At 38.9% G+C, this 17,302-nt stretch carries 18 protein-coding genes; 15 read left to right on the top strand and 3 right to left on the bottom strand.

What is annotated here, in order from left to right; all coding sequences use genetic code 11:
* The first annotated feature begins 5 nt into the window (after nt 1–5).
* The 3 genes from BGP15_RS02540 (at nt 6) to BGP15_RS02530 (ending at nt 1,594) form a co-directional block, all read left to right on the top strand.
* Nucleotides 6–563: a Crp/Fnr family transcriptional regulator gene (locus BGP15_RS02540; RefSeq protein WP_070565449.1), complete on the top strand. Its 558-nt coding sequence runs from the start codon at nt 6–8 to the stop codon at nt 561–563.
* A gap of 77 nt (nt 564–640) precedes the next feature.
* Complete coding sequence (locus BGP15_RS02535) at nt 641–958, top strand: DMT family transporter (protein ID WP_046674567.1); 318 nt, start codon at nt 641–643, stop codon at nt 956–958.
* Nucleotides 959–1,123: 165 nt separating this feature from the next.
* Nucleotides 1,124–1,594 (top strand): hypothetical protein, encoded by a 471-nt coding sequence (locus BGP15_RS02530; RefSeq protein WP_046674568.1) that lies wholly within the window; start codon nt 1,124–1,126, stop codon nt 1,592–1,594.
* A gap of 91 nt (nt 1,595–1,685) precedes the next feature.
* Here the strand turns inward: BGP15_RS02530 and BGP15_RS02525 are convergent, their stop codons facing one another.
* Nucleotides 1,686–2,417 (bottom strand): 3-keto-disaccharide hydrolase, encoded by a 732-nt coding sequence (locus BGP15_RS02525; RefSeq protein WP_115045806.1) that lies wholly within the window; start codon nt 2,415–2,417, stop codon nt 1,686–1,688.
* A gap of 684 nt (nt 2,418–3,101) precedes the next feature.
* Here BGP15_RS02525 and BGP15_RS02520 point away from each other — a divergent pair.
* From BGP15_RS02520 to BGP15_RS02485, 9 genes are all read left to right on the top strand, one after another.
* A complete protein-coding gene (locus BGP15_RS02520) occupies nt 3,102–3,224 on the top strand; it encodes a hypothetical protein (RefSeq protein ID WP_256604641.1) in 123 nt (40 codons plus the stop codon).
* Nucleotides 3,225–3,251: 27 nt separating this feature from the next.
* Complete coding sequence (locus BGP15_RS02515) at nt 3,252–3,629, top strand: DUF7674 family protein (protein WP_112376186.1); 378 nt, start codon at nt 3,252–3,254, stop codon at nt 3,627–3,629.
* Complete coding sequence (locus BGP15_RS26900) at nt 3,630–3,707, top strand: potassium-transporting ATPase subunit F (protein ID WP_084823209.1); 78 nt, start codon at nt 3,630–3,632, stop codon at nt 3,705–3,707. It abuts the gene before it with no gap.
* A 141-nt stretch (nt 3,708–3,848) separates the two neighbouring features.
* The gene (gene kdpA, locus BGP15_RS02510; RefSeq protein ID WP_115045778.1) at nt 3,849–5,534 is read left to right on the top strand and encodes a potassium-transporting ATPase subunit KdpA; all 1,686 of its coding nucleotides are present in this window, start codon (nt 3,849–3,851) and stop codon (nt 5,532–5,534) included.
* Nucleotides 5,535–5,560: 26 nt separating this feature from the next.
* Nucleotides 5,561–7,570 (top strand): potassium-transporting ATPase subunit KdpB, encoded by a 2,010-nt coding sequence (kdpB, locus tag BGP15_RS02505; protein WP_115045780.1) that lies wholly within the window; start codon nt 5,561–5,563, stop codon nt 7,568–7,570.
* A 25-nt stretch (nt 7,571–7,595) separates the two neighbouring features.
* The gene (locus BGP15_RS02500; protein ID WP_115045781.1) at nt 7,596–8,162 is read left to right on the top strand and encodes a K(+)-transporting ATPase subunit C; all 567 of its coding nucleotides are present in this window, start codon (nt 7,596–7,598) and stop codon (nt 8,160–8,162) included.
* A 47-nt stretch (nt 8,163–8,209) separates the two neighbouring features.
* Nucleotides 8,210–9,295: a porin gene (locus tag BGP15_RS02495; protein ID WP_070565437.1), complete on the top strand. Its 1,086-nt coding sequence runs from the start codon at nt 8,210–8,212 to the stop codon at nt 9,293–9,295.
* A gap of 61 nt (nt 9,296–9,356) precedes the next feature.
* Entirely contained in the window at nt 9,357–10,478 is a 1,122-nt protein-coding gene (locus tag BGP15_RS02490) for a histidine kinase (protein WP_070565435.1), read from the top strand.
* Between the two features lie 24 nt (nt 10,479–10,502).
* Nucleotides 10,503–12,239 (top strand): HAMP domain-containing sensor histidine kinase, encoded by a 1,737-nt coding sequence (locus tag BGP15_RS02485; protein ID WP_070565433.1) that lies wholly within the window; start codon nt 10,503–10,505, stop codon nt 12,237–12,239.
* A gap of 127 nt (nt 12,240–12,366) precedes the next feature.
* On the opposite strand, the gene BGP15_RS02480 is transcribed toward BGP15_RS02485, so the two are convergent.
* Together BGP15_RS02480 and BGP15_RS02475 are read right to left on the bottom strand one after the other, a co-directional pair.
* On the bottom strand, nt 12,367–13,368 hold the full coding sequence (locus BGP15_RS02480; RefSeq protein WP_115045783.1) for an aldo/keto reductase: 1,002 nt from the start codon (nt 13,366–13,368) through the stop codon (nt 12,367–12,369).
* Nucleotides 13,369–13,450: 82 nt separating this feature from the next.
* The gene (locus BGP15_RS02475; protein ID WP_115045785.1) at nt 13,451–14,359 is read right to left on the bottom strand and encodes a helix-turn-helix domain-containing protein; all 909 of its coding nucleotides are present in this window, start codon (nt 14,357–14,359) and stop codon (nt 13,451–13,453) included.
* A 184-nt stretch (nt 14,360–14,543) separates the two neighbouring features.
* Here BGP15_RS02475 and arsC point away from each other — a divergent pair, with 184 nt between their 5' ends.
* The 3 genes from arsC (at nt 14,544) to BGP15_RS02460 (ending at nt 17,016) form a co-directional block, all read left to right on the top strand.
* Nucleotides 14,544–14,897 carry an arsenate reductase (glutaredoxin) gene (arsC, locus tag BGP15_RS02470; protein WP_112376581.1) on the top strand — a complete coding sequence of 118 codons (354 nt, stop codon included), beginning with the start codon at nt 14,544–14,546 and terminating at the stop codon, nt 14,895–14,897.
* A 700-nt stretch (nt 14,898–15,597) separates the two neighbouring features.
* Nucleotides 15,598–16,245, top strand: a complete 648-nt coding sequence (locus BGP15_RS02465; RefSeq protein WP_201303551.1) for a hypothetical protein — start codon at nt 15,598–15,600, stop codon at nt 16,243–16,245.
* Nucleotides 16,246–16,278: 33 nt separating this feature from the next.
* Nucleotides 16,279–17,016: a DUF1266 domain-containing protein gene (locus BGP15_RS02460; protein WP_115045787.1), complete on the top strand. Its 738-nt coding sequence runs from the start codon at nt 16,279–16,281 to the stop codon at nt 17,014–17,016.
* Nucleotides 17,017–17,302: the final 286 nt, after the last annotated feature.

Genomic DNA, 17,302 nt, shown 5'->3' with positions numbered 1-17,302 from the left:
ATAGAATGAATCCCCTAGTTGAACAGTTCAAAAAATATGGCTATCTCAATGAAGCAATTGAGAAAGCGGTAGAAAATAGAACGCGTTATTTCTTTAAGAAAAAGGGCGAGCATTTTTTGAGAGAAGGGCAGCATTTATCCAGCTATTTTGTTTTAAGTACAGGATTACTACGAGCTTATTTTTTTAAAAACGGACGTGAAATGAACAGCTGGTTTGGTGAGGAAAACCAGATTTTTGGATCGATTTTACCCGTTTATACTGAAAAACCCTCTTTTGAAAATATTCAGCTTCTTGAAGATTCCGAGATCTATGCTATTTCTGTAGACGATTTAAATGAATTGTATAGAATTTATCCTGAACTAAATCTTATCGGTCGGAAGATTGCCGAGGAGGTTTGTATTATTCTTGAAGAACGGATTATGTCGCTGCATACCGAATCTGCAGTAGAACGATATCAATCGCTCATACGCTTACAGCCCAATTTGTTAAATAGAATTAATCTCGGTCATATTGCATCATATTTAGGGATTACACAAGAAACACTTAGTCGGATCCGGCGATAAGGTACGATTTTGATATAAGTCAAAAAATGCACCTCATTTAGCGATTATCTTTGCTGTAGAAATTTAAACTATTGAAAATGAATTGGATTGCATTGATCATCGCTGGCATTTTTGAAATTGGCTGGCCGCTCGGATTAAAAATGGCTCAACAGCCAGATTCAAATAAATTGGGTTGGATCATATTGGCTATTGTTTCTATGAGCATTAGTGGAGGATTATTGTTTTACGCTCAAAAGGCAATTCCTATCGGTACAGCTTATGCCGTATGGACAGGTTTGGGAGCTGTGGGAACATTGATTGTTGGAATCTTTTTTTTCGGAGATTCTGCCAATATATTTAGGCTCCTTTCAGCAACATTGATCGTCGCTGGAATTATCGGTTTAAAAATATTCTAAAAAGCCACAGGAAATGCTATTTATGTTAGGGAAGATTTAAATAAATTATATAGGTGAGCTCAATTTGCTTGACTAGAATGTTCAAAGTCGTTTGAAACGCACTTTTTTAATCAAAACTCCTTATAAAAGAGTAGGTTGGGATGATTTTTGCTTGATAATCAAATTATGAGGCAAGAACTAGCAGAAAAAATAGAATTGTATAGTAAAAGGTACGGCCTATTTATGCGGCCGGAGTATATTAGCTTTGCTCGGGACACGACAAGACTTTTGCTTCGCAATGAATGTCTCCGTGAAGGTGATATAAAAGCGTACCAAGACTATATTGCTTCTCATTATCCGGAAGATCTTCCCTGGGAAATGAAACAATATCAGGAAACGACCAAAGCATTGGAACGAATGAGTAAGGAAATGGCAATTGCTTGGGTGAATACGCATCAAATCAATATTTTCGAATCCGATATTTTTATCGATGATGAAGATTCAATTTTGCGCCCTATTCAGTCAAAGGATGAAGATATGTTTCGCTATAATTTTAATGCGTTGGAAGAACTCATCTACAATCACCAAAGACCAGAAGATCTATTTCGGCGGAATAGGGATTGTTTTTGGATAGATACAAGAATTGAATGGCGGTAGTAATACTTCTTGCGATATTTTTTATAATCGAGACGCTAAAACAATTTTTTGTTTTAGCGTCCAAGTCCTTCGCATATGTGAAGGACTTTTTTTATAAAAGCTTTATTTTTAGATTTCTAAACGATACGCCTCTCGACCAATCCTGCAGTGCTAATTTCCCATTGATATGCTTACCAAACTCCGGATAATCTTTGAAATTACTATGCTTTACTAAATCTTTCCATTTAGCTGAATTAAAATCCATTTCAGCAGTGATTTTTCCATTTAGGAAGAATGTAATTTTTCCATCTTTCTGAACGATACTGGATTCATTCCAATCATCTTGCGTTTTAATGTTGACAAAGTTTTGTTGCGGTAGAAATGTATAAAGACAGCCCGAACGCTTTAGCGGTTTATCAAAATCAGGATGGGAATCTGCCAACAGTTGGTACTCCGGTCCAGAATGGTAGGTCGCATTAATATCGGGTCTTTCCTGTACGTTGACAAAAACGCCACTATTTCCCTCTTTTTCCAGCTTCCATTCAAACTTAAACTCATAATTTTTATACTCTTTGTCCGATACCAAGTCGTATTTTTGGCTTTCACTGTTTGGGTCACAGTAAATTGTTCCATTTTTTACAATCCAGGCCGTAGGCGCATTTTTGCTATTATTGTACGTATGCCAATTGTTGAGCGTGCTACCATCAAATAAAAGTTGCCAGCCATTACGTTGCTCTTCTTCTGTCAATGTATTGGGACTGCTTTTTTCATTTTGACAGGAGAGTAAAATACAGCCCAGAAAGACCCATAAGGTGATTTTTTTGAAAAGGTTTAAGTTTATCATTGTTTTTATTTTTATAAGTGTCTCTTTAATACGTTTTCCCAACCAATATGTATTCCCTAAAATAATTTTTAATGTGAACTTTTGGAGACAATTTCATATTCCTTTGCAAATTTGTTACATAGTGCTTCTGCTAATACTTATCCCGAGGTTCACATATTCTCCCATTCATTCATGAATTTTTAAAATGTGCTGGCCCATCATTTTAAAAGATAAATCGGCTCAAGCCGTCTATACTTCTTTGGTCACCTTTCAAGCATAGATGACAAGGTACACATTATAATGATTTGATCACATTTTCAGCATAGTCATTCTCATTTTGATAAAATAACCTTATCAAAATGATAGGATTCTCCAATTCTATTTTGTGACTTATTTTTTTTATATCATCTGATTAATAGTGTTTTATGATGTTTTTCGGTACAGTGGAACAGGATTTGGCTTATGGGGACAAATGAATGTAAATATGAAAACAGGACGGAAAAGAAAAGTATGTGGTAAGAGTCCGCCGAGGGGGACGATCGGCAAAGCTACTAGCATTAAATTCAAGTTTAAAAAATGAAATCGCAAGTCACTAATAAAGTTTAACAATGGTAATAACAATTGTACTCATCATAACTGGACTATTTTTCTTCTGGTTATTCTATAAAATGGTCGACTTTTTCGGCAAAATATAAAATAAATAATATGAAAGAGAAGCAAGAAAATAAAGGCAGAGGTTCCGCTCATAATGTGTCGGGCGACCGTATAGCGAAGGTCATCGTAGTGGTATTGATTATTGCAATGATTTTTCAACTCTATATCGGGTAGATTTTGATACATAGTTTTACGAACAACATGAAAAAATTAAATCAATACGGTGCAGGTCTGTATATGGCGCTCCATTACAAAGAAATCCGATCAGAGATTAGTTTCCTATTACGGAAGCACAATTTTGCAGGAGCTTTACAGGCTGTTATTAATCATCTTCGGAGCTTAATAGTACTGCAAAGCACGGACAAAATCTGCCAGCATATTCATTTCCTCGGAATGATTTATGGACGAGGAAACAATTATGTAAAATACATTTTGGAAAATCTTTTTGTTAGATCTTTAGGAGGTCTTCGACGCATAAGTTCGGTCCATGCATGGGCAGAAATCGAAGCCCAGCTACCAACACCATTTTTAGAGGTCCTCAAAGGACAACAAATCCATAACCTTCTAATATCAAAGTAAATGACAGCTTTATTTATTGTAGCACTACTGGTTTTTACATACATCTGTTATGTACTCTTAAGGCCAGAAAAATTTTAATAACAAGATTACTCATTCGTCATTGTCAGCGATGAAACTGCGCTTTCAGTCAGTCCTTTTGGCATTACGAAGTCAAAAGAAGGGCTTAAAGTTAGCTGACGATTGATCATGATACACTTTTTATACAAATCAATTAAAGAAATGAATACAGAGATTCTTGGAATCATAGTGATGTTCATCGTAACATTACTACTCGGACTTCCCCTCGGGAAATATATAGCTAAGGTATATGGTAACGAAAAGACCTGGTTAGATCCATTGTTTCAACCATTGGAACGTTTTTTTTATCGAGTGGCAGGAATTAATCCCAATGTTCAGATGACTTGGCAAAAGCACCTCCTTGCTCTTCTGACAATTAATCTAGTGTGGTTCCTGTTGAGTATGGCTATCCTGATGAATATGGGAAGTTTGCCTTTAAATCCAGATGGAAATCCTGGAATGACTGCTGATTTGGCTTTTAATACCAGTATATCCTTTTTGGTTAATTGTAATCTCCAACACTATTCTGGGGAGTCGGGCGTGAGTTATCTAGGACAAATTTGGCTCATGTTTCTCCAATTCGTGACTGCAGGCGTGGGAATGGCTGCTGCAGTGGTTATTTTTAAAGCTTTTAGGGATAAAACAACAACGCAATTGGGCAATTTTTACGATTTCTTTGTGAAATCTTGCACCCGCATTTTACTCCCTATCTCGGTCCTGGTTGCTGCCATTTTCGTGTTCCAAGGCATGCCGATGACATTCGAAGGTAAGGACAGTATGATTACAGTTACTGGAGATACCGTACAGGTAAGTCGAGGACCAGTAGCTGCCTTTGTTCCAATTAAACATCTGGGAACAAATGGAGGTGGTTTTTTTGGTGCGAACAGTGCGCATCCATTCGAAAATCCCAATTATTTGACCAACATGGTGGAAATGATTGCCCAGTTTATTATCCCGATGGCGATGATATTTGCATTCGGCTTTTTTATTCGCAAGCGTAAATTTTCATGGATGATGTTTGGCGTGATGACCATTGGGTTTATCATCCTGACGATTCCAAATATAAAAATGGAAATGGCTGGAAATCCAGCGATCGCACAGATGGGTATTGATACGTCTATGGGGGCTATGGAGGGAAAGGAAATACGTATTGGTGCCGCAGCATCCGGCTTTTGGAGTATTGTCACAACGATGATTTCGACGGGATCAGTCAATTCTATGCATGATAGTTACATGCCCTTATCTGGTATGAACGAACTGATAGCCATGATGGTGAATGCCTTTTATGGCGGTGTGGGCGCGGGAATACTCAATTTCTTCATTTTTATTATACTCGCCGTTTTCATTAGTGGCTTGATGGTGGGGCGCACACCAGAGTTTATGGGTAAGAAAGTTGAAGCGCGCGAAATGAAAATCGCCATGATTGTTGCTCTTGCCCATCCTTTTCTAATCCTTGTCGGTACAGCACTTGCGACAGCGTTTCCAGCCCAAGGTGCTTCTACATTGAATAACCCTGGATTCCATGGTTTTAGTGAAATATTGTACGAATATACTTCATCCGCAGCCAACAATGGTAGTGGTTTTGAAGGTCTTGGAGATAATACCATTTGGTGGAACATTTCGACGGGTATCGTATTGTTACTCGGCCGATTTATACCGATTATAGGCCCAATTGCTATTGCTGGGTTATTGGCTGAGAAGAAATTTATACCTGAAGGCGAGGGAACGCTAAAAACTGATACAAGTACATTCGGTTTAATGGTATTCGCTGTGATCGCGATTATTGCAGCACTCTCTTTCTTCCCTGCGTTGGCACTGGGTCCAATTGCGGAATATTTTTCCATGTAATACGTAAAAATTAAAGAATTCTAAAAATGAGCAGTCAAAAAACATTGTTTCAGAAAGAGCTTGTACAACAAGCGTTAAAGCAATCTTTCGTGAAGCTAAATCCTAAAATAATGTTCCGTAATCCAGTGATGTTTACCGTGGAAATCGGGACGTTGATTATGGCCGTGGTTTGTCTTTGGATAATGACCGGAGAAAAATCACAAGGTACACTTGGTTATAATTTTACAGTATTTCTTATCCTATTTTTAACCTTGCTGTTTGGCAATTTTGCGGAGGCAATTGCCGAAGCCCGCGGAAAGGCGCAAGCAGATAGTCTTCGGAAAACTCGGGAGGAAACTCCTGCAACCCTGCGCGATGGTGGGGTCGTTTCATCCGCTCAATTGAAAAAAAATGATGTTTTTGTTTGTCAGGCTGGTGATGTAATTCCATTGGATGGGGAAATTATCGAGGGGTTGGCGACAATAGATGAAAGTGCAATTACCGGTGAATCAGCACCGGTGATCCGCGAGGCTGGGGGCGATAAAAGTTCAGTTACAGGTGGCACCAAGGTTTTATCCGATCGAATTGTCGTGCAGGTAACGACAGAACCGGGTGAAAGCTTTCTGGATAAGATGATCGCACTGGTCGAAGGGGCAAGCCGCCAAAAAACACCTAACGAGATTGCCTTAACCATCCTTTTGGCAGGTTTTACACTTGTTTTTATTATCGTAACGGTGACCTTAAAACCATTTGCGGATTATGCCAATGTCGGTATCACCATTGCTTCGTTTATTTCACTTTTTGTCTGTCTGATTCCAACGACAATAGGTGGTCTTTTATCGGCGATTGGTATCGCGGGAATGGATCGCGCACTTCGTGCAAATGTTATTACAAAAAGTGGCAAGGCAGTTGAAACGGCGGGTGACATTGATGTCTTGTTGCTTGATAAAACTGGAACCATTACGATCGGAAATCGTAAGGCGACAAATTTTTATCCCGCCGATGGTGTCATGAAAGAAGCGCTGGTACGTGCAGCAACATTGAGCTCCATGGCGGATGAAACACCAGAAGGGAAATCAATTGTCGAATTGGCTGGTGTCAACCCATCGAGCTATAAGGTCGAAAACCCGGCATTCATTAAGTTTACCGCCGAAACCCGTAGCTCGGGAATAGACTTTGAACAGACACGTATTCGTAAAGGTGCAACAGATGCTATTCGAAATATCATTGTAAAGGCTGGAAATCTATTTCCTCAGGAAATAGATGAGCGCGTAAAGCTTATCTCTCAAAATGGGGGGACCCCATTGGTCGTAGCCGAGAATGAACAAGTACTCGGTGTCATAGAATTGCAGGATGTGATAAAACCCGGGATTCATGAACGCTTTGAAAGGTTGCGAAAAATGGGTATTAAGACTGTTATGGTGACAGGAGACAATCCGTTAACGGCCAAATATATTGCCGAAAAAGCGGGGGTGGATGATTTCATCGCCGAAGCGAAACCCGAAGACAAGATGAACTATATCAAAAAAGAACAGCTTGACGGGCGATTGGTCGCCATGATGGGGGATGGTACAAACGATGCTCCGGCACTTGCACAAGCGGATGTTGGTGTAGCAATGAATAGCGGTACGCAAGCTGCAAAAGAGGCTGGAAATATGGTCGATCTCGACAATGATCCGACCAAATTGATCGAGGTTGTGGAGATAGGTAAGCAATTGTTGATGACCCGGGGTACGCTGACAACATTCAGTATTGCAAACGATGTTGCCAAATATTTTGCGATTATTCCGGCCCTGTTTATTGCGGCAATACCGGCACTTCAAGGTTTAAATATTATGCAGCTCAGTAGTCCACAAAGCGCCATACTATCGGCTGTCATCTTCAACGCAATTATTATCCCATTACTGATTCCTTTGGCATTAAAGGGAGTTGCATACAAACCTATAGGCGCAAGCGCATTGTTACGGAGAAACCTGCTCGTTTTTGGACTTGGTGGAGTGCTCGTTCCATTTATTGGTATCAAGGTCATAGACCTGCTGGTTTCGCTATTTATCTAATACATTTTTAATAATTAAAGCAAAGATGAAAACACAAATATATCCAGCAATAAAGATTACAATAGTTTTATTGCTCCTGCTGTCAGTTGTATATCCGGCCCTTGTTTGGGCAATAGCTCAGATAGCACCTAATCATGGAAAAGGGGAAATGCTAGCGTACAACGGGCAAAAGTATTACAGAAATATTGGACAGGCCTTTACGCGTGATGATTACTTCTGGTCGCGTCCTTCCGCTGTTGGTTATAATGCAGCAGGATCGGGAGGAAGTAACAAAGGACCCTCTAATGGGGAATATCTTTCGGAAGTTAAGGCCCGTATTGATACGTTCTTAGTCCACAATCCCACCGTAAAACGCGAACAGGTACCGGTAGACATTGTTACAGCCAGTGGCAGTGGTTTGGATCCAGATATCTCGGTAGAGGCCGCAAAAATACAAATCGATCGTGTTGCGAAAGCAAGAGGTATATCGGTAAATAGCTTACAGTCTCTCGTTGATGCTCACGTTCAGACCCCTCTATGGAATATGTTTGGACCTCGCAAAATCAATGTCCTTGAACTAAATATTGCTTTGGACAAGATGGTTGAAAAATAAAATTGACCTGATGGGTCATTGATTTACACTTTACAAGAACGATATACATGAAAAAACTAGCGATGTTGGCCTGTTTACTCGCAGGAGCAACACAATTATTTGCACAGCAAGATACAACTCAAAATACCCAATTGTCTATCAGTGGTTACCTTGAAGCATATTACCTTCGGGACTTTAACAACCCAATTGGAAATACACGCCCAGGCTTTGTATATAGTCACAACAGAACAAATGAAGTAAACATAAACTTGGCACTTTTAAAAGCTGCGTACGAAACAACAAATACACGTGCAAATCTTGCTTTTGGTGTCGGTACATATATGAATGCGAACTACAGTGCGGAACCCGGTGTCTTAAAAAATATTTACGAAGCGAATGCCGGTGTTCGTATCTCGAAAAAACATAATCTATGGATCGATGCTGGAATATTTTCATCCCACTTGGGCTTTGAAAGCGCTATAGGAAAGGATAATTGGACTGTAACAAGGAGTATTTTTGCTGATAATTCCCCTTATTTTGAAACCGGCGCAAAAATATCCTATACATCCGCATCAGGAAAACTATTTTTAAGCGGGCTTATTTTAAACGGATGGCAGCGGATTCAACGGGTGGATGGTAGCAGTTTACCTGCATTTGGACATCAATTAGTCTATAAACCGACAGCTAAATGGACTATCAATAGTGGTTCTTTTATTGGCAGTGATAAAGCGGATAGCGTCAGACAGATGCGCTATTTTCATAATCTATATGCCATTTATCAAATGAATGAAAAGCTGGGAATTACATTCGGATTTGATATTGGAGCGGAACAAAAAGCAAAAGGTAGCTCAACGTACAATGTATGGTACACGCCTGTGTTAATTGCACGATATGCGACGACCGAAAAATTTAGCTTAACAGCAAGAGGAGAATATTACAACGATAAGCATGGTGTAATCGTTTCGACTACGACAGATCAAGGTTTTCAAACGTTTGGCTATTCTTTAAATGCAGATTATGCAATTCTTCCCAATGTCGTTTGGCGCACGGAACTACGTAATCTCACCAATAAAGATGCTATTTTCCTTGATCGGACAAATAAGTTGGTGAAAAATAGTTTGACGGCTGTCACAGCACTTACAGTTAGTTTTTAAAACAATCGTTCCTGTCGTGTGTTGGATCGGCAGGAACTTTCTGAAATGAAAGGCAATAAAAATGGAAGAAAGGAAAAGCGCTGAACACTTTTTGGACCTTATCCGAAAATCGAGAAGAGGTCGCTTCAAACTTTATATCGGCATGAGTGCAGGCGTCGGAAAAACTTACCGCATGTTACAGGATGCCCATACACTTTTACAGGGAGGAATCGATGTGCGTATTGGCTATATTGAGACACATAATCGGAAGGAAACCCATCAATTGCTGGATGGTCTACCCGTTATAGCCCGACGCCATCTTTTTTATAAAGGCAAACAGTTAGAGGAACTGGATCTTTATGCTGTTTTGAATTCACATCCTGAGGTAGTCATTATCGATGAGCTGGCACATACCAATATTGAAGGTAGCAAAAATACCAAAAGGTGGCAGGATGTTATGGAGATTCTGGAAGCCGGGATTAATGTGATCAGCGCTGTAAATATCCAGCATATTGAGAGTTTAAACGAGGAGGTTAAAGCGATTACAGGGGTTGAAGTGCAAGAACGTGTCCCTGACAGTGTTATTGATTCCGCCGATGAAGTCGTTAACATTGACCTTACTGCAGAAGAACTTATCATCCGCCTAAAAGAGGGCAAGATCTATGACGCTTCAAAAATTCAGGCAGCACTTCAAAACTTCTTTAAAAGCGAACATATCTTGCAATTGCGGGAAATGGCGTTGAAAGAAGTGGCTTCCCAGGTTCAACGTAAAGTGGAGATCGAAGTTCAACCTCAACGATGGGTACGAAAGGAGCGTTTCCTGGCTTGTATAAGTTCCAATGAAATAAAAGCAAAAAACGTGATCAGAAAAACAGCGCGCTTAGCAGGATATTACAATAGCAGTTGGTTTCTGCTGTATGTACAGTTGCCAAAAGAGCGTGGCGATCGGATAGCCTTAAATAAACAGCGGCACCTGATCAATAACTTTAAGCTGGCGACAGAACTTGGTGGTGAAATTATCAAAGTGGAAAGTCATAGTGTGGCAAAAGAGATTATCGCTTTGTGCGAGCTCCGCAAGATCACCACAGTTTGTATTGGTAAACCACGATTATCTCTTTTAAGGATGTTACTTGCTAAGGATACATTTAGCAAATTGCTGACGCAACTGTCGACCGAAGACATCGACCTGATTATATTGTCATAATGATAAAGGTAAATTGTGAATAAGATGAAAATAAAAACGAAACTTACCTTTGGTGTAGGATCACTTTTTCTCATGATCTTTCTACTCGCCACTTTAAGCGGCTGGTATGTAAACCGGTTAAAAAAGGATACCGCAAATATATTGACAGCAAATTACAACACGCTGCTGTATGCCAAGAATATGTTATTGGCTTTGGAGGAAATTCCTGTTGAAAAAACTGCTTTTAAGAACTTCGAGGTCAACCTTGACAAACAACGGAGAAATGTTACTGAAGTCGGAGAGCAACAAACAACGAACGCGATTGCTGAACATTTTTTAAAACTGAAATATAAGCCCTTAGACATCACTATTATCTCGTCCATCAGAAAGGATATTGCTTTGTTAATGGAGCAAAATATGACGGCAATTTCTAGGAAGAGTATTGTTGCGGATCGCACCGCAGAACATGCAATTTTGGTCATTTCATTTGCTGGGGCACTCTGTTTTATTATTGCTTTTATATTGTTGGTCAATTTGCCGTCCAATATAGCTGATCCCATAGCAAAATTGACAGCGAGTATTCGACAGATTGCAGGACAGAACTACAAAGAACGAATTCAGGTACAGAGCGGAGGTGAGTTTGCTGAACTCGTCGCTTCATTCAATTCCATGGCAGAGAAACTTGAAGAATACGCTGAAAGTAAACTTGAAAAAATTTTAAAGGAAAAAAGTCGAATCGAGTCTCTTGTGGATCATATGCATGATCCGGTGATAGGCTTCGACGAAGAGCGACGTGTTATTTTTGTCAACGAGGAAGCGCTTCGCATCACCAATCTACATAAAGATCAACTTCTCGGAAGATCTGCTTTGGCGGTTTCAGATGAAAATGATCTTGCTAAAGATATTTTTAAAGACCTGTTCCTTCCCGTGGAGCAACGTGAAAAGAATGCTGTTAAAATTTATGCGGACGATAGAGAAAGCTATTTTGAGAAAGATGTTATCGATATCAATGTTTTGCCGACTGGTGAACTGGAATCAAAGTTTATTGGGCAGGTGGTTATCCTAAAGAATATTACGCCATTTAAGGAACTTGATCTTGCAAAAACAAACTTTATCGGCACCGTTTCTCACGAGTTCAAAACACCTATTGCTGCGATTCAGATGGGGGTTCAATTGCTGGAAAATGAACAAATAGGCCATCTGAATACCGAACAGCTCACCTTGTTAAACGGAATAAAAGAGGATTCTAACCGACTGCTTCAAATAACCGGTGAACTGTTAAATATGACCCAGGTTGAAAGTGGTTCCATCCAAATTAACTTACATACGACAGAAATACAGCCTATTATTGAATATGCTATCATGGCGAATCAATTTGCTGCGAATCAAAAAAATATACACTTTGTTATCGAGGTAGATCCCAAAGTGAAAGCTATATTTGCTGACAATGAGAAAACTGCCTGGGTTCTTACCAATTTTCTTTCCAATGCGATACGTTACTCGCATGAAGATTCGGTCATTCGTATAGGGGTGGAAAATAACGAACTTAAAACAAAATTTATCGTTACCGACAGCGGGCAAGGGATCGAGCCTAAATATCTGGATAAAATATTTGCACGCTACTTTCGTGTACCGGGATCCAAAAAAGGTGGAACAGGACTTGGTTTAAGTATTAGTAAAGAGTTTATAGAAGCGCAAGGAGGCGAGATTGGTGTTGAAAGTGATTATGGCGCAGGAAGTTCTTTCTATTTTTCATTACGTACTGCTATTCCCGATAATTAATACATACTAATCGGATGGTGTCTGTTCCTATAGTGTATTATGACAACACGACAAAGTTGGATCAGATGAGAACAGTTTTTGAGATTATAAGTGGTGCCGGCGAGCCACTCATAATCTCAAAAATGGATTAATGGTTAACTAAAGCCATAGCACCTTCGCTGTATCGAGCTCCGATATTAGGGTATTTATGGAGTATTTCATCGATTGTTTTTAAATCATCATTCGATAATTGTATGTCAAGGGCGCCCACATTTTCTTCCAGGTATTTTCTTTTTTTAGTTCCTGGAATGGGAATGATGTCATTTCCCTGTGCCAGTACCCACGCTAAAGCGAGCTGTATAGGACTACAGTTTTTATCTTTTGCCAGTAGAGAGAAGTCGGCGACCAATTGTGCATTGTTCAAAGCATGTTCGCCTTGATTACGCGGTAAGGTTCTTCTAAAGTCGTCCGAAGCGAGATTTTCTAGATTTAAAGAATTTGAAAATAATCCACGCGCTAGCGGTGCATAAGGAATTAAACTTATCCCCAATTGACGTACAGTCTTTAGGATTTCTTTTTCTACATCGCGTGTAAGGAGCGAATATTCGCTCTGTAAAGCAGCTATAGGGTGTACGGCATTTGCTTTGATGATTGAGGCGGGGGATGCTTCGCTTAAGCCAAGATACCTCACTTTTCCTTCTTTAACCAATTCCGCCATAGCGCCTACGGTCTCTTCGATGGGAATATTGGGATCTACGCGATGTGCATAATAAAGATCTATGGTATCTATTCCAAGGCGTTTTAAACTTTTTTCCACCGCTAATTTTATCCATTCGGGCGAGCCATCGAAGTAGGTGTTTGCCGTACCACTTGGACCTGCTACTTCATCTTTAAAGCGAAACCCAAATTTTGTTGCAATAAAAACTTTGTCACGGTTGGGAACAAGTACTTTTGAAATAAGCTCCTCATTGGCACCGTTGCCGTACATATCTGCGGTATCCCAAAAATTAATGCCTAGGTCCAATGCTCTTTCCAATGTAGCAATGCTCTCTTTCTCGTCCGTAGGTCCGTATGCAAAGCTCATTCCCATACAACCTAATCCAATCGCAGAGAGTTTTTCATTTGTTGTTCCAAGATTTCTATTTTTCATAATAATGACATTTTGTTTAATACAAAAGTACACATGGAATAAACGAAGGGAGTTAAGACAATCAAACAGATTGTTATACAATTCAAACAGAACCGCTTCGGACTTGGTTTGGGGACATCCCCGTTTGCTTTTTGAAGAAATTGGTGAAATAGGAAGGATATTCAAATCCTAGGCTGTAGGCAATATCCGATATATTCCAATTGGTATGCAACAACAAAGCTTTGGCTTCTTGGGCCACACGGTTTGCAATGTGTGTACTGGTGGTTTTGCCTGTGGCTTCTTTTACCGACCTGTTGAGGTGATTGATATGAACCGAAAGCGCATGAGCATAATCTGCAGGGCTTTTCAACTGTAGGCTAAGCTGAAGGGTATTGATTGGAAATTGTCTTTCTAACAGCTCAAGAAATAGTCCCGATACCCTGGTTGAAGCGTTGGTATAAGATCCAAAACTCGCTGCGGGACTCGATTTCATGGTTTCATGAATTAGAAGATGTAGATAACTTCGCAACATATCATCTTTATGAACGTAGCTTGAGTTCATTTCAACTATCATCTTCTGGAAGATTGCAGAAATTTCTGCTAATTGTGTTTCATCCGGAAAATAGATCGGATTGCTGCCTATCTTGAACAGCGGGGAGTCTTTTAGACTTTCTATCCGTTCACTATGCTGTATAAATTCCTCTGTAAATATACAATACCATCCTGATTGTTCTGAGGATTCCGGTTCCCAAGCATAGGGGACAACCGGATTCGCAAATAACATTGCCGGTTTATCGATTTGTATCCACTTATCTGCGTAATATAGTTTTCCACGCCCTATAATAAGGGAGGTTTTATAAAAATCACGGCGATTGTACGGAGATACGACAGTACAGGATTCTCTACTGAAAACATTGAAATGCCCAATTCCGGTATTATTTAGCGGCAAATCCAAATTAGTTAAACCTGGTTGCCTTTTGTAAAAATCTGTTACACTTTCGGCTGATTTCATATCACTAAATTAAAAAAAGTGAAACAATCCTAGGTCATAAATGGATCAGTTTCTCAAAAATGAATTCCAATTTTTGGTTAGCTAATGGTATTTTATTTAAACTGTTTGTGATCTTGTTCGTATTTTTGCGTTATCCAATAATTGTTTTTCTTTATCACAAAGATACCCTTTACATGTTATGGCCATGATTAAAATTTATCATAATAAAAATTGTAGCAAGAGTTGTAATGCATTGGAAGTGCTACAGCATCAAGCTGTGGATATAGAAGTGCAGGAGTACTTAAATGATGTTCCAACCAGAGACCAGTTGATTGAATTATTGGGACAACTCAATTTAAAACCTTTGGAACTTATCAGAAAAGGAGAATCTGTTTTTCAGGAAAAATTCCAAAATCTTCATTTGACCGATGAGCAATGGATCGATGCGATGTTAGCGTATCCGATCTTAATTGAGCGACCTATCGTTGTAAAGGATGGTGTAGCCGTAATTGGTCGACCTATTGAAAAAGTTGTAAAGCTCATTCTGGCTAAACAATAAGTTGGCTTGATCTTTGTAACTTCTTTTTTATGAAGCATTTTATGAATATATTGACAGCCTTGTTCGATATTTTTAAACTATTTGTCTGATCTAACTCATACTTATCTTCAGTGATCTGAACAGACTATTATTTGAGCAAATTAAGTTTATTGATGTCAAATAGGCTATCTATGGTTATGTTTACTTAATCAAGGGCTTGCTGACGTGTTCGGATGCAATATGCTGGTCATTTTTTTCTTATCATTTTCAAGGGCAACAAAGGGAAGATCAGACAGTACTCGGATTCTAACTTTCGACAGTGCTTGTTCAGTGATTACTCAGTGCTTGTTCAGTGATCATTCAGTGTAGACTGAATAAACAATGATTGACTACTGTCTAAAAATTGATTTAAAACTGTTATTAGATACAATTTGGTATCAATGTATTTCAGTTTTATCCTTGATGTCTATGACCTACTCTAGTAAATACGGAAATCATACAGTCTACTTGTATTTAATTGGTTAAAATATTTGAAATTAACTATTGTCATGTTGTTTTCAAATATTGATTATTAAGCTACAAATATCGCTAAGTTTTGACCTAATATGGGTTGCAGATTTAATGGATGAATAATTATGTGCAGATTTACGGTGATCAATGAAAACATGGGATATGTTTTCACGATTTTACAGATTTAAATACTTCATTAAATATTTTTAGTTTGAAAAGAGTCCTCATTATCCTGTTCATATTGCTGGTTTCATTTTTAATTGCAGCGTTTTTTATAAAAGTCAACAAGAGGGAAACCTTACTCTATAAGATACAGCAGTGGGTTAGCTACGATGCAGCAGATTGGGAAAATTACGAAAAAAATAAGCAGCTATTGGCTTCCGGAGCCACCGAAGTAACGACGACAGAAGTGACGGCTGCCGAAGATGATCTATATCCGGTCGATACGAATCGCATATCGCCGGAATTTAGGGCTTTAGAAATCGAAAAAATTAAAAAAGCAGATTTTGGGCGATTAGTAATAGCAAAGTTACGACCCGATCATGAGGATGCACAAATTGCATTAATTCATCTCACAGATCGTAAATTGACCGATGTGATAATCAATCAGAAGATTAATATTAAAGTTGGAACTTGTTTTGAAAACCCAAAAACAGCAGGTAATTATCGCTGTGTAAGTTGTATGATTTTACTTTACAATCGAGAGAAGAAAGATTGGGTTGAAGCTCCAAACGGCGAGAATTTCTTGAAAAATGCCTATGATTTCTACCAGGCGTCCGAAGGGGATATTTGGCAAGCACGCGAGCTGTCCATGAGAATCCCGTACGATTATGCGCTGGTAGCAAAATATAGTAAGTAAGATTTCTTTTAAGTAGTTAATATCAATACCGTTATGTTTAAATTTTTGAAAGAATTATTGAATGCGGCAAAGGAAGGTGTAAATGAAGCCAAAGATGAACTTACTTTGAAAGCCGAAGAGGAAAAAAGGGCGGGAAGTTTAGTACCTGATAACACTATACTTCTGAATATTCCTTATGAAGAACAGTTTGGTAATGCGCTAGGAGCCGCATTTAGAGTGATTGTTTTTGGGGATTGGTTTACAGTATTCGGAAGTACCGGAGATGATGGTAGTTATCCCATTCACTTATATCAATTTGGTAATTATCCAAGAATTGATCAATATAGAAGTGATTTTATCAAATTGCTACAGAGAGATTTTGGTATAACGGATAGAGAAACTTGTCTTCAAATGTTGAGTTCATACTTTACGTTACTTGGGATAGAAAAGACAGGGACCGCATTAGAGGGAAAAAACTGCAAAATTGATACATCCATTTGGGATATCTCCAAATCAGGGGTAAATGCCTTTGTTGTTGCTGTAGTAAGTCATATTACGACATCCGCAACAGACGTTGGATATTTACCAAAACCTGTGGCATTAAATGTTCTCAAGAGTTTGTCACTATATGCGAGAAAGCATTTTATTGATTGGTTGCAATTTTCCGATTATTTCCTGGAAGGAGAAGATCAAGTTGGTGTAAACAGTAAAATTGGGAAATCTTACTTGAAAAGGTATATTGGGTATCTTAAAGAAAAGAAAGGAAGTCCTTGGAATAATATCGCATGGTAGAATGGTAATCATTCCGTCTGAGTGTTGTCTCACGTGGCCTTCACATCCACTACATTTTACAGCTTTGGATTTGCTTTATCAATTTGAACAACAAATCGCTCAGAAACAACTCGGTGACCATAGGTATTTCGAAGGATTAGATGCTATCGAGAAAGATGAAGGGGGAATTCCGATGTTCTATCTGACTTGTGGAAGTTAATTTCTTTTTGTGGAATAAATGAATTCTAAAGGCATCATTTTGGTTCTCAGTTGTGTGTTGATCGTTGTCATGTTGATAGAAGTCTAT

Source organism: Sphingobacterium sp. 40-24, assembly GCF_001899705.1.
Classification (GTDB): Bacteria; Bacteroidota; Bacteroidia; order Sphingobacteriales; family Sphingobacteriaceae; genus Sphingobacterium; species Sphingobacterium multivorum.
The sequence above is the reverse complement of the archived record's forward strand: the minus strand, read 5'-3'. Positions and strand labels throughout refer to the sequence as shown.